Origin of the sequence: Acinetobacter sp. PC34, from assembly GCF_051789135.1 — a bacterium.
Taxonomy (GTDB): domain Bacteria; phylum Pseudomonadota; class Gammaproteobacteria; order Pseudomonadales; family Moraxellaceae; genus Acinetobacter; species Acinetobacter johnsonii.
This window is the reverse complement of record NZ_CP196664.1, coordinates 2848277-2861375: the sequence shown is the minus strand read 5'-3', so window position 1 is coordinate 2861375 and position 13099 is coordinate 2848277. Positions and strand designations below refer to the sequence as shown.

The 13099-nt window shown below is 42.9% G+C and carries 10 protein-coding genes; 3 read left to right on the top strand and 7 right to left on the bottom strand.

The genetic code is table 11. From position 1 onward, the window contains the following. Nucleotides 1-56: 56 nt before the first annotated feature. Nucleotides 57-2822 carry a DNA polymerase I gene (gene polA / locus ACSC9N_RS13980; protein ID WP_010325951.1) on the bottom strand — a complete coding sequence of 922 codons (2766 nt, stop codon included), beginning with the start codon at nucleotides 2820-2822 and terminating at the stop codon, nucleotides 57-59. A 162-nt stretch (nucleotides 2823-2984) separates the two neighbouring features. On the opposite strand from polA, the gene ACSC9N_RS13975 reads away from it, so the two are divergent. Beyond that, nucleotides 2985-5681, top strand: coding sequence for a DUF2339 domain-containing protein (locus ACSC9N_RS13975; RefSeq protein WP_010325952.1), 2697 nt, complete (start codon nucleotides 2985-2987; stop codon nucleotides 5679-5681). 49 nt (nucleotides 5682-5730) lie between these two features. On the opposite strand, the gene ACSC9N_RS13970 is transcribed toward ACSC9N_RS13975, so the two are convergent. Together ACSC9N_RS13970 and ACSC9N_RS13965 are read right to left on the bottom strand one after the other, a co-directional pair. Beyond that, nucleotides 5731-6654: a mechanosensitive ion channel family protein gene (locus tag ACSC9N_RS13970; RefSeq protein ID WP_004692251.1), complete on the bottom strand. Its 924-nt coding sequence runs from the start codon at nucleotides 6652-6654 to the stop codon at nucleotides 5731-5733. A 9-nt stretch (nucleotides 6655-6663) separates the two neighbouring features. Further along, nucleotides 6664-7476, bottom strand: a complete 813-nt coding sequence (locus tag ACSC9N_RS13965) for a hypothetical protein (protein WP_010325953.1) — start codon at nucleotides 7474-7476, stop codon at nucleotides 6664-6666. Between the two features lie 114 nt (nucleotides 7477-7590). Between ACSC9N_RS13965 and gspE the strand changes: the two genes are divergently transcribed. Then, nucleotides 7591-9078 (top strand): type II secretion system ATPase GspE, encoded by a 1488-nt coding sequence (gene gspE, locus ACSC9N_RS13960; protein ID WP_010325954.1) that lies wholly within the window; start codon nucleotides 7591-7593, stop codon nucleotides 9076-9078. A gap of 116 nt (nucleotides 9079-9194) precedes the next feature. Next, the gene (locus ACSC9N_RS13955) at nucleotides 9195-9773 is read left to right on the top strand and encodes a hypothetical protein (RefSeq protein ID WP_010325955.1); all 579 of its coding nucleotides are present in this window, start codon (nucleotides 9195-9197) and stop codon (nucleotides 9771-9773) included. Between the two features lie 43 nt (nucleotides 9774-9816). On the opposite strand, the gene ACSC9N_RS13950 is transcribed toward ACSC9N_RS13955, so the two are convergent. The 4 genes from ACSC9N_RS13950 to gigA form a co-directional block, all read right to left on the bottom strand. Continuing rightward, nucleotides 9817-10242, bottom strand: a complete 426-nt coding sequence (locus ACSC9N_RS13950) for an organic hydroperoxide resistance protein (RefSeq protein WP_010325956.1) — start codon at nucleotides 10240-10242, stop codon at nucleotides 9817-9819. 344 nt (nucleotides 10243-10586) lie between these two features. Further along, nucleotides 10587-11411 (bottom strand): carbon-nitrogen hydrolase family protein, encoded by an 825-nt coding sequence (locus ACSC9N_RS13945; RefSeq protein ID WP_010325957.1) that lies wholly within the window; start codon nucleotides 11409-11411, stop codon nucleotides 10587-10589. A gap of 23 nt (nucleotides 11412-11434) precedes the next feature. Then, on the bottom strand, nucleotides 11435-11956 hold the full coding sequence (gene gigB / locus ACSC9N_RS13940) for an anti-anti-sigma factor GigB (RefSeq protein WP_004692241.1): 522 nt from the start codon (nucleotides 11954-11956) through the stop codon (nucleotides 11435-11437). Between the two features lie 112 nt (nucleotides 11957-12068). Continuing rightward, nucleotides 12069-13037, bottom strand: a complete 969-nt coding sequence (gigA, locus tag ACSC9N_RS13935) for an RsbU family protein phosphatase GigA (protein ID WP_010325958.1) — start codon at nucleotides 13035-13037, stop codon at nucleotides 12069-12071. Nucleotides 13038-13099: the final 62 nt, after the last annotated feature.

The following is a 13099-nucleotide window of genomic DNA, read 5'->3' as shown; positions in this document are numbered from 1 at the left end:
TAGGAGGCAAATGACTTCCATATCAGCCTTCCTCCTAGGAGAAAGGCGCAAATGTTTTAGTGGGCTTCATCCCAGTTTCGACCTTTGCCGACTTCAACCAACAATGGCACAGAAATTTGCAAAACAGATTGCATCACGTCTGCTAGTTTTAGAGCCAGTTCATCTGCAATACTTTCATCGACTTCAAAAACCAATTCATCGTGTACTTGTAGTAGCATTTTGGCTTGATCTTTAGGCAGCATTTGATCAACAGCAATCATCGCCATTTTAATAATGTCTGCAGCAGAACCTTGCAGTGGTGCATTAATTGCGGCACGTTCAGCCGCTTGTTTGATCATTTTATTGCTTGCCATAATATCAGGCGTGTACAAGCGACGGCCTAAAATGGTTTCGACAAAACCTTGTTCACGTGCAATTTGACGGGTACGTTCCATATAGTCGAGCACGCCCGGATAACGTTGGAAGTATTTCGCAATATAGCCACGCGATTCTTCACGGCTAAAACCGAGTTGACGGGTTAAGCCAAACTCAGACATGCCGTAGAGTAGACCGAAGTTGACGGCTTTGGCCTGACGACGTTGGTCTGACGTGACATCTTCAAGTGCGACACCTAAGACTTCAGCCGCTGTACGACGGTGTACATCTTGTCCATGATTAAAAGCATCGACCAAGGCTTCATCTTGTGAAAAATGCGCCATTAAACGCAGTTCAATTTGTGAATAATCGGCTGCCAAGAGCACGCGACCTTGTGGTGCAATAAAGGCTTTACGAATTTGACGTCCAATTTCCTCACGCACAGGAATGTTCTGTAAGTTGGGGTCGGTCGAAGACAGACGACCAGTTGCGGTCAGTGCTTGGTGGTAGCTGGTATGCACACGATGGGTATCACTGTTGGCTTGTTTTAATAAGCCATCGGTATAGGTGCTTTTTAGTTTGGATAACCCACGATAGTCCAAAATCAGCTCGGTAATCGGGTGGTCAATCTTTTCTAAAACACTTTCAGAGGTACTGTACTGACCCGTTGCGGTTTTTTTGCCGCCCTTAAGTCCGAGTTTATCAAACAGAATTTCACCGACTTGCTTCGGCGAGCTGACATTGAAACTTTGTCCTGCTAGTTCGGTAATCTGGCTTTCAAGATTGGCCATGGTATTGGCAAACTCAATACCAAGTTGGTCAAGGAAGCTTAAGTCGAGCTCAATGCCGTTTTCTTCCATGATGGTCAGGACACGGGCGACTGGCATTTCGACATTGTGCAAGATATTGACCAGTTCGGGATGCTTTTGTAGTTTGGCATCGAGCACTTCAAACAGGCGATAGGTCACGTGTGCATCTTCAGCCGCATAGTGTGCGGCGGTTTCGATCTCAATTTGATTAAAGGTTTTCTGTTTTGCGCCTTTACCCGCCACCTGTTCAAAAGTGGTGGTTAAGTGGCTGAGGTAGAGGCGTGAAACATCATCCATCCCGTGACGAGTCGCCACAGCATTGAGTACATAAGATGCCAACATGGTATCGAAATACCAGCCTTTTAGCTCAATGCCATGATTTTCTAAGACATGCGCATCGTATTTCAAATGATGACCAATTTTCTGAACCGACTCATCTTCTAAAATAGGTTTAATTTGCGCCAAGATCTGTTCACGATCTAACTGCGCAGGTGCATTTTCATAATCATGTGCAAGTGGAACGTAATACGCATCTTGCGCATCGAACGCGACCGAAAAACCAACAATTTGCGCTACGCGATAGTCTAAACTGGTGGTTTCAGTATCAAAGGCAAAACGTTTTTCTGTACTTAAACGTTTGAATAATTGTGCCCACTGTTCCGCACTGAGCACAGTATGGTAGTTCGCTTGACCCAGTTGGTCATCGACACTACTTTGAACGGCCTGATCTTCTGTATTAATGACGGTTTCAGACTGCGCCGATTTTACAATTTCTTGTGTTGCTTGTTTATAGGTTGCACTATTGGGATTGTTTGGATGATCGAGCGATTGTAACTGCTGACGGAATTCAAGCTCGGTATACAGTGAACGCAAGGCTTCGGTATTCGGATCTTGGAGTTTCAGATCGTCAAAGGTCAGTCCTGTCTCTAAGTCACAGACAATACTTGCCAGTTGGTGATCAAGCGCAATTCCATCGGTATGTTCTTTGATGTTTTGACCGACTTTGCCTTTAATTTTATCGACATTTTCTAAAATGCCACCAATCGAGCCGTATTCTGTTAACAGTTTTGCCGCAGTTTTTGCACCAACACCCGGAACGCCCATAATGCCGTCAGAGGCATCGCCCATTAAGGTCAGATAGTCAATAATTTGGTTTGGCCACACCCCAAACTTTTCAAACACGCCATTTACATCCATCGGCTTGTCTTTAAAGCTGTCTTCTAAGGTGACTTTATCGGTCACCAACTGTGCCATGTCTTTATCGCCTGTGGAAATCAGCACTTGCTGTCCCGCGGCTTCCGCACGTTTGGCCAATGTCCCGATGATGTCATCTGCTTCTGCACCTGGGAGCATGTACAAGGGGATACCCAAAGCACGAATTAAGGCATGCAAATATGGAATTTGCTCTGATAACTCCTCAGGCATACTTGGGCGGTCACCTTTATAAATGGGCGACAGCACATGACGAAAAGTTGGTTCTGGCGTATCAAAAATGACCGCCATATGTGTTGGCTGGGTACGACGCATCAGTTTTTGGATGGCAGAAATTGCCCCACGAATTGCATTGGTATGTAAGCCAGTTGACGTGGTGAGCGGTGGCAAAGCATGAAAAGCACGAAATAAAAAGTATGAGCCATCGACCAAGACAAATGGTGGCATTGCAAGATTCCTTATCCAAATAACCCGTTTATTGTACGTGATTTTGGCACAGAACAAAGTGTATTGATGTACCGGTTGGCATAGATGGTTACGGTTATGCGCTTAAAGATGTACTACAAGCTGATGTATTATTTGAAGATGAGAAAAAGAGATTGAGAACGGATGCAAACTGAACAGCGTGAAATTCGCATGATGTGGTTAATGGGGCTCACGATTGTTGCTATTGCAGCATGGTTTCTGGCCGTACCGCTGTTGAGTGCATTGTGTGGAATTGCTTTGATCATGAGTGTTATGCACTATGTTGATAGCATTGAAAACCCTAGTATGACCTTGGCGGAACAACGGGGCATTGCTTTTCAGCCAACGTCAAAAGTGCCGCTTTACCTTGCTGCTTTCGTCATTTTGATCGGTATGGTGGGGCAATGGGGCGGACTCATTGGATTGGGGATCAGTGGCTGGCTGTTCTTTTTCTTTCGATGGTTGCGTCGTCTAGAATATCTATTGTTATTCGTACAAGCACAACCACATCAGGTGATATCTGACCGATTCCCAGAATCTGAAAACGCTCCCTCTTTACCAACTATTCTAAACAACACAGATGATTTAAGTCTCAGTGAGCAAGTGAAACGCTGGCTTTGGCAGGGTAATCCTGTCTTAAAAGTTGCGATTGTGGTACTGCTGATTGGGCTTATTTTATTATTACGCTTTGCCACCGAACATTGGCAGTTGAGTCTCGCGGTTAAGCTGAGCCTCGTTGCTGCGGTAAGTGTGGGCATTGTGGTCTTTGGTTATGTGTTTCAGCACAAAAACCGCAGTTTTGCTTTGGCTTTAGAAGCACTTGGACTGTCAGGTTTATTTTTGACTTTGTTTTTTGCTTACTACAACGGTGTGATTGCAAGTTTAGCGATTGCAAGTCTGTACTTTGTGGTGGTTATGGCAGTTACACTTTGGCTCAGTTTAAAACAGCAGTCGATTGAGCTGGCGTTGATGGCGCTGATCATTGCTTATTTGGCGCCTTTTACTTTGCCTGTACGGAATGCCACTGCGATAGAGCTAGTGGCCTATTATTTGGTCATCAATATTGCGGTCGCGGTTTTAAGCACGTTCAGGCCGTGGAAAGTACTCAACCAAATTGCTTTTATAATGACGGTGGTCGTAGGCGGCGCTTATGCCTTTTACCAAGGTAAAGCGTCAGAGCGAGACATGCTGGCCGTGTTGGTTTTGGCACATAGTGCGGTCTTTATTTGGTTGAGTTTTCGTTATAGTCAATTGTTGGCGCGTGAGGATTTAACTCAGTTTAAGTTAAAACCGATTTTGGATGTAGCTTTGATTTTTGCTGCACCCATTGTTGCTTTTGCTTTTTTGTATGTGATGTATTTTGAGGAAACGATTTGGCAGGCAGGCTTTAGTCTAGGCTTTGCAGCGCTCTATGCCATGCTTTATCAACTGCTAAAAAGAGCCCATAGCGTTGAGATGATTGCGCAAAGTTATCTCAGTCTGACTTTGGTCTTCTTGGCGCTGATTCCGCCTATTTTGCTGCCTGATCAGTGGGGTGTGGTGGGTTGGAGTGCTGAGGGTGCACTGATCTTTATGTATGCCTTATATCGAAATTCCGCCCTGAGTCGTTATTTGGCGATGGGCTTACTGGCCGTGGCAGGGCTCTCAAGTCTGTACTATGTGGTGGAGCTCAATCGTTTTCCAACGGAAGTCTATTGGGCGCTGTGTCTGAGTTATTTTGCTGTGGTTGTCGTTGCCAACAGCGTAGAGCGCTTTAGACAACAGTTGTCTTTTGCCACCATTGCCTTTTTTTGCTTACAACTGCTTTCAGCAACCACCATGTTGTTTATCCTACTTTTGGATGAAATCGACAGTAAAAGTCAGGTAACGATGGCACTGCTGATTATTGTGCTTTTATATACGGTGTTGAATGAATGGTTGCTCTACTGTAAAGCCAGTTGGTCATGGTTATTACCCAAATGGATTGGCCTGATTCCGCCGTATGCCGTTGCCTTCATTTTCTTGGTGGGCTTGAGCCATGATGGCATCATTATGTGGTCGACTGGTTTAGACCGCCTATTGTTTGCTTTAACGAGTGGATTACTCACGTTGCTGTGGTTACGCCCGCTACAGGGCGTGGAGGATGAGGTGGAGTGGGTGAGTTTGGGGGCTTTATTGAGTTTGGCGCTCACCAGCTTAACCCTCATTCCAAGTATGCCGTATTTGAGCATGGTCATTTTACCGCTGGCCTTTGCTGCATGGTGCTACACACAACCGACTCAAACGAGATGGAGACAGTTTTGGCGGGCACGCAACACCTTAGTGCTCATGTTGTTTTGGATTGTGTGTTCTCAGATCTTTAGCCAACAAGCTTTTGCAGGATACTGGTTACCCATTTTCAACCCATTTGACTTGGTCAGTATTGCGATGCTGATCGGTTTCATTTGGATGCTGAATTTACAAATGAAAGCGGGTTTGGAAAAAAGTCTGGGTGCCATTTTGATGATGTCGAGTCTACTTTGGCTCAGTAGTTATGTGGTACTACGTGCGCTGCATGTCTACTTCCTCACACCCTATAATGACTGGGAAATGTGGCAAAACGCTTTAGTGCAACTGAGCTTTACTTTGCTTTGGGTTAGTTTGGCTTTCATTTGCATGCTGACGGCAACCAAACGCAACTTGCGTTCATTGTGGATTTTTGGTGGGTGTATTTTAGTTCTTGTAACGCTGAAATTGGTCTTGTTTGACTTATCTCACATTGGGACATTCACCCGCGTGATTTCATTCTTAGGCGCAGGTTTGGTGATGTTGATAATTGCGTATATTGCACCGATGCCTGAACTTGAGGAAAAGACCAATTAAACAAGTTCAGCTCCTTATGTCTGCATGGATCATAAGGAGCTGAGGAGATTTATTTGATGTTCGGTTCTCGTTTCAAAGCTTGTGCATTGGCATATTGATCAATTTCTTCATTGGATAATGGACGCGAAAGCGGATGATCGACAAAGCCCATTTTAGGCACAGGAATTTCGATTTGGTTATCTAAGAAACCATTACGAATACGTTCCTGCATTTCATCACGCACTTGCAAAAAGTGTTCTTGCTGACACCACACGGCAAACAGTAACTCAATCGAAGACTCACGAAAGGCGGTGACAGTGACGGCAGGTTTAGGGTCTGCAAGCACCAAAGGATATTTATTAGCCACATCAATCAGCACTTCACGTACTTTAATAATGTTCTCATGAAAGTTAATCGCTAGGGTGATGGGAATACGCCGTATTGGAAACTTAGAGAGGTTGTGAACTGGGGCTCGAATCAGTTGTTCATTCGGCAGTCGTACATAAATGTTGTCCTGAGTGAGTAGCTTAACCGAGAGGAGGTCAATTGAAATGACTTCACCTTCAATGGTATTGCCACGAATAAGGGTGATTGAAATGGTGTCGCCAATTTCAAAAGAACCTTCACCAATGAGGAACAACCCACTGATTAAGTTGGATGCAGAGGTTTGTGAGGCAAAACCCAAAGCAACCGTCAAAATACCTGCGGCGCCTAAAAACACACTCAGTTTAAAACCAGCTTCTTTGAGGCTGGCCATCACAAAAATTAGGAAAATAAAGTAAAAAATACCACGACGCCAGACCAGTCGTTGGTGGGCGTTAAACTTGGTGCCAATGGTTCGGATAAATGTATTTGAAACCAGACGTGCCAAGAGAAACCCAACAAAACACAGCACTAAGGCAATTAAGATTTCTGTTAATCGTTCTGTGTTGATGTTGGTAAAAATGCCTTTTAGGCTACTGGTAATTTCTTGGGGAATATTTGAGTTTGGCATTTGTCCCCCTTAGAAGAATGAATCAAACATATTAAATAACGCACTCGCCGAAGAGCGCGGTGGATGCACATAAATCACTTTACCTGCATGCGGAGGCGTACGGTTTTCGATACGGATTCTCGGTGGTCGATCGGCACCTTCATGCAAGACTTTAATTTGCGATGTCCAAAGTCGATCCGTACTTTCACTATAAAATAAAGGCAGGGCTGAAACAGGCACGTTCATGCGGTCAAAACGCAGTTGTAAGTGACTGGTGTTGTGGAACTCAATGGGAGTCACTGCACGAAATGCACGTGGTTTGAGTTGATGCAATTCAGTTCGACCATCGACAGCCGTAGCGTAGGCAATTTCACCTGTACGGTGGTTTGGCCCAAACCAAGTTTCTTTGGGTAAAATCACAGGAATATCAAATAGGGGATCTCGCTGACCTTCAATAAAACCTGAAATCCATAACGGAGTGCTGATATACAGCGTCCCGCGCTGACCCGCTGGAATATAAATCGGATCGACAGGTTTAATCACGACTGAACGATCGGCCAAACGTGGCATCAGTTGAATCGTATGATGGGTGTTTTTAAACATGTAGCGTTTAATTTCAACGGGGTGTGGAAAGGCGAAATGTGGGTCTTCTATCGCATGCCATTTTTGCTCATAGTCATACTGAACTTGAGGACGATGGAACTCTAAACGCCACTCTTGTAGACCGCGGGTGAGGCGAAAAAGTAATGAGCCGAACTGCCACGCACGGGCTTGATTCAACTCAAAGTTGTATTCCCCCCACCATTTTAAATTGGGGCTATCCGATTCAAACAGTTCATTCATATTAGGCAACAGCACATTTCCTTATATTGCAAATCAGTGAAAAACAGACTTCACGCTGTCATATGCTTAGAGTACACTCAAAATAATATTTTTCATCATTATTATAATTTTAAGATGCAAGTGCTTAAACAATTACAAATTCCCTATAGTTTTGCGAAGCGTCATGGCGTGCTGTTGCGTTACGAAGGTGATCAAGCCTTTATTGTGCGCCGTGAAAGTACGCCGTTGTTGGCTTTGCAAGAGGCACGTCGTTTTTTAGGTGTGGCAGCACAACATCAACTGTGTAGTGATGAAGAGTTCCATCAGCTTTTAAGTAGTAGCTATGCAGGGGACAGTGGTGAATCACAACAAGTGGCCGCAGGTTTAGAAGATCATCCCGATTTACTTAGTTTAGCTGACCAAGTGCCTGAAGCTGAAGATCTGATGGATCAAGAAGATGATGCTCCAATTGTTCGTTTGATTAATGCGTTATTGTCTGAAGCCATTCGTGTTGGCGCATCTGATATTCATATTGAAGCCTTTGAAAAGAAACTATCGGTGCGTTTACGTGTGGATGGGCAATTACGTGAAATTGTGCAGCCACGCCGTGAACTCGCACCGCTGTTGGTGTCTCGTATTAAAGTCATGGCCAAATTGGATATTGCGGAGAAACGGATTCCGCAAGATGGACGTATTTCACTGCGTTTAGCTGGGCGTGAAGTGGATGTGCGTGTATCGACTTTGCCGTCATCACATGGCGAGCGTGTGGTGATGCGTTTATTAGATAAACAAGCTGGTCGTTTGAACATGACCCATTTGGGCTTATTGAAACCTGACTATGAGCGTTTAACCCAATTGGTGCATCGCCCACACGGCATTATTTTGGTCACAGGGCCGACAGGTTCGGGTAAAACCACAACGCTTTATGCGGCGCTTTCAGACCTTAATGATGGTTCGAAAAATATTTTGACCGCCGAAGACCCGATTGAATACCAACTGGAAGGAATTGGACAGACGCAAGTCAACACCAAAGTTGATATGACTTTTGCGAGAGCCTTAAAAGCCATGCTGCGTCAAGATCCTGATGTGGTGATGGTGGGTGAAATCCGTGACTTGGAAACGGCTGAAATTGCGGTACAAGCATCGCTCACAGGGCATTTGGTTTTATCTACACTGCATACCAATACGGCCATTGGTGCGGTGACCCGTTTAAAAGATATGGGCATTGAGCCGTTTTTGCTGTCGAGTTCTTTGATTGGTGTCATTGCACAGCGTTTAGTGCGAACCTTATGTAGTCACTGTGTGACATGGCATGAAGCCGATACTTTTGAAACACAATTGTTTCAGCATTTGAATCCAAAAGCAGAACTTCAGTTACCTCAACCGAATGGCTGTGAACGTTGTTCACATACAGGTTTTACAGGGCGGACGGCGATTTATGAAATTGTCGCTGTGGATGATCAGATGCGTCGTTTAGTTCATGGCAATGCCGCTGAATATGAATTAGAAAGTTATGCCCGACAACATTCAGGCTCTATTCGTGATGATGGTTTGCGTAAAGTGTTGGCTGGGAAAACCACACTGGAAGAAGTATTGCGTGTGACCAATGAAGCGGCAGAGTAATGAATATCGACTAGTAGATACGGGTTATGCGTGTAGTTGTATTATCCTGAAATTACCTGATGTGTTTCTATGGCAGCGTCCGTTTTACTTTTAGAATGAAAATAAAGAACTTTATAATGATGAATAAATCCTTAGCCTTGTTTGGTGTGTTGAGTGGTATGGTATTTTTTACTCCTCTCAGTTTTGCAAAAGATGAAACTTTTAATTTTTATAAACAATGCAATGATGAAATGGAGTGGTCTTGTGATGTCATTAGAAGCACCCATGGCAAGAAAGAAAAAGTTTATGGCGGTATGAAATCACCAAATATTGAGAGTTTAAATCAAAATTATTATCATGTTCAAATGTCATGTGGTAGCCCATGTCAGGCTCATAGTTTTCTATCGAGAAATAAACAAGAAGATGATGCGACTCAAGAATTTATCGCTATTGATACGAAGAATAATTGTTTAATTGAAACTGATTCTGAATACAATAAAATCACAGCTCGCCAATTAAATTCGAAAAAAAGACATACTTTGATCAGTACTCAGCACCCTATTTTTCAAAATGTCCCTATTTTTGATATTGCCCAATATACGGTGTTCCAAGGCACTTCTTATTTTGATCAAAAAGGAAATTTGATTTTGCTGGCAGATGAAATTGATGATCAAAAGAAATTTAAAAAGATATTCCCAAACCCTTGTAAGTTATGAACTATCTATCCCAAAGTAATGACTTCGGGATAGAAAAGATGACTTAAACAATTACATTCAATGTCACATCAATATTGCCACGCGTTGCATTTGAATAAGGGCAAACGATATGTGCTGCATCCACCAATTTTTGCGCTTCTGCTTGCTCTAAACCTTCTAAGTGAATGTTCAGGGTCACTTGAATACCAAAACCTGTTGGAATCGGACCAATCCCAACATCAGCTTCGATATAAACATCAGGTGTAATTTTTAATTGGTCACGGTTAGCAACAAACTTCATTGCACCTAGAAAACATGCAGAATAACCTGCGGCAAAAAGCTGTTCAGGGTTCGTTCCACCACCTGCGCCGCCCATTTCTTTAGGGACCGTGAGTTTTACATCTAAAATTCCATCAGAAGAGGTTGCGCGACCATCACGGCCACCTGTCGCTTTAGCATGTGCTGTATAAACTACTTTTTCTAAAGACATTGTGATTCCCAGAATATTGTATTTGAGTTCTTATCCTGTCCTAAATTGCAGAAAGAATAAGCAGTGTTTTTGTAAATTTATACAGAGTATGCTTGCGTTTAAATTGAGGGTTTAGTTAATTAAAAATCAATGGTATAGAATCCTATTGTTGTTTTTTAACATTCGCAATCAGGGCTTGTCGATGTGAATGAAAACTGAGAGCGATTCGAGTGATTATTAATTTTAAAGATAAATTAGAGTCATGTATTTTATGAGAGCTAGAGCTACTCCATGAAAGAGCAGTAGTGAATCAATATAAAGTTTTTGTGCGAAGAATAACCTTGTCTTAAACGATCGCAGCGTGATTAAAACTGCACTAATTTTCGGTGTTGCATTAACGGCATGCTTTCACGAATTTGAACTTGTTCCGCCAAGTCAAACGGTACCGTAATCAACTGTGCACCCGGGTTAAGAATTAAATCCAAAACTTGACCACGGCTATTGGTTGCTGCTGCATGTCCCCAAGTTTGTCTCTTTTCACCATGCCAACCTTGTTGCGCTGCGCCTAACACGATGCTTTGGCTATCCATCGCACGGGCTTGTAATAATAACTGCCAGTGCATTTGCCCCGTGGTGTAAGTAAATGCAGCAGGAGCAGTCAAAATATTTGCACCACGCGCGCGTAAAGTTAAAGCCAATTCAGGGAAGCGTAAGTCATAGCAAACCATCAAGCCAATATTACCAAAAGGCGTTTTCGCCACAACGACATCTGTACCAGGTTCAAAAAACTTCGATTCTTGGTAGCCACCCACAGCATCGCCAACTTGTACGTCAAACAAATGAATTTTGTCATAACGTGCTTCAGTACGTTCAGGGCTAATGCAAAGACTGACTGTACGAACACGACCATCCTCAATAACAGAACCATCTGGACGGAACGGGCATGGGAGAGTACCCGCGACGATCCAGATCTGATATTGATGAGCAAGATTTTCTAAACGCTTTTGAATGTCTTCAAACTGTGCTGCTGTCTCACGTTGTTTGCCTGCAGCAAAACAAACGAAGTTTTCTGGAAACACAATAAGTTCAGCACCATTTGCTTTACTTTGTTGAATGAGAGACTCAATAACAAGGAAGTTTGCTTCGATGTCATTTTGAGAGTTCATCTGTGCAACAGAAAGTAAAGTCATAAATGGGCCTACAAAATTTGTTGTTATGCGTTTTGTTGCTGTGACACTTGATCGAGACTGTCTTGTTCTTTTTGCAACTGTTTGACCAAAGGTTCAAACATATTTTGATTACTTTGATTCAGTTCCATCAAAGTCTTATGCGCATCTAGTACGGTGTTTAACATATTACGATGCGTAATGTGCTCTTCCATCAGTTCGAGGGTACAAACATTTGGATCGCCACAGTAGTTTAAAATCACAAAAACCTGCCCTAGCCCCATACTGTTGGCTAAGGTAGTGATATCAGAGTTGGTGGACAACATGACAGCTTGGATATTATGGATCTGTTTAAGCTTTAAGCCTAACTTTGCCAAAATGCCTAACACAGTGCTGTCGATGAATGTAGTTTGGGTTAAATCTACGATTGCACCAACAACATTTGACTGTTGTTCAATACGGTTTAAAAGTTTGTCTAGACTGATACAAGATTGGGCACGCACTTCGCCAATAAGCTTAAAAATATGCGTTCCATTCAAGCTTGCATATTCAACATGACCTGTTGACATATAAATGCCATTTGCAGAGAAGGATAGGAAATTATCCCATAGGGCAAATACTTACTCAAGTATCTAACAGTCTTAGAAGATAGGATATTGTAATAAGTTATTGATAATTTAGTTAATTCATTCGACGTAAACTTAATATAGCAATATCGTCTGCAACATGCTCTGGTGCTTCAAAGGATTGATTTTGCAAATGATAGACCAATTGTGTGAACTGATCATTCAGTCCCCCATTGAAGGGTTCGAGTGCGCCATCGGAACAAATAATGAAGCGGGCATGACGGTTGAGTACACATTCATGCTCTTCAACTTCCAATTCTTCAGTAAGGCCTAAAGGAAAACTACTGGTATGTAATATTTTAGGGGCTTGATTTGGCTCAAAGATAATTGCGGGGGGGTAATGTCCTGCACTCGACCAGCGAAGTTGATGGGTTTCGAGGTTTAAAATCCCTGCAATCATGGTGATGTGCTTTTCAATATTCTCTTGAACCAACATACCATTGAGTTTCTTAATTAACCCACGCGGTGTTTTGGCACGACCATGAAAAGCCGCCATCCAAGAGGTTAATAAGCTACTGGTGACCCCATGACCAGATACATCAGCCAAATAGAACATCACTTCTTTATCGCTAATTTTCCAATAATCAAACCAGTCTCCAGACAAATAAGCAGAAGGCTGAAAAAATGTTTCAACGGTGTAGTTTTGGAGTTCTATAGGGTTTGGTAAAAGTCGCTTTTGTAACTCTGCTGCGGAAGGCAGATCGCGACTGTCTTGATTACGCTTATATTGAGCATCAATTTTGAGTAAGGATTGCTGTGGGTTACTGGGCAGTTTATTCCACATCCAACCTGCTAAAGCACCGAGTTCCCAAGCTTGGGCTAAAGCACTACCTTCATTTTCAAAGGCAAGGACAATGGTAGGCAGTGTCCATTTATAATCTAAATAATCTTGGATATCGGCAATAGCAATAATAGTCGGGTCATAAAGATCAATGTCTTCTATGCGAATCATTTGCACACTTGGTAGTGTGTCTAGCACCTGTTCTAAACATGGAATATGGCGAGAGGGTTGAATGAAATACATAAAAAAAATGGCTTATCCTTAGCATTAAGCTATTGCTTTACTATAACAAGCAAATTACAGCT

Bases quoted from the DNA above. Each gene is read 5' to 3' on its own strand.
- ACSC9N_RS13955 (WP_010325955.1), top strand. From the start codon at position 9,195: ATGATGAATAAATCCTTAGCCTTGTTTGGTGTGTTGAGTGGTATGGTA.
- gigA (WP_010325958.1), bottom strand. From the start codon at position 13,037: ATGTATTTCATTCAACCCTCTCGCCATATTCCATGTTTAGAACAGGTG.
- gigB (WP_004692241.1), bottom strand. From the start codon at position 11,956: ATGTCAACAGGTCATGTTGAATATGCAAGCTTGAATGGAACGCATATT.
- polA (WP_010325951.1), bottom strand. From the start codon at position 2,822: ATGCCACCATTTGTCTTGGTCGATGGCTCATACTTTTTATTTCGTGCT.
- ACSC9N_RS13945 (WP_010325957.1), bottom strand. From the start codon at position 11,411: ATGACTTTACTTTCTGTTGCACAGATGAACTCTCAAAATGACATCGAA.
- ACSC9N_RS13970 (WP_004692251.1), bottom strand. From the start codon at position 6,654: ATGCCAAACTCAAATATTCCCCAAGAAATTACCAGTAGCCTAAAAGGC.
- ACSC9N_RS13950 (WP_010325956.1), bottom strand. From the start codon at position 10,242: ATGTCTTTAGAAAAAGTAGTTTATACAGCACATGCTAAAGCGACAGGT.
- ACSC9N_RS13965 (WP_010325953.1), bottom strand. From the start codon at position 7,476: ATGAATGAACTGTTTGAATCGGATAGCCCCAATTTAAAATGGTGGGGG.
- gspE (WP_010325954.1), top strand. From the start codon at position 7,591: ATGCAAGTGCTTAAACAATTACAAATTCCCTATAGTTTTGCGAAGCGT.
- ACSC9N_RS13975 (WP_010325952.1), top strand. From the start codon at position 2,985: ATGCAAACTGAACAGCGTGAAATTCGCATGATGTGGTTAATGGGGCTC.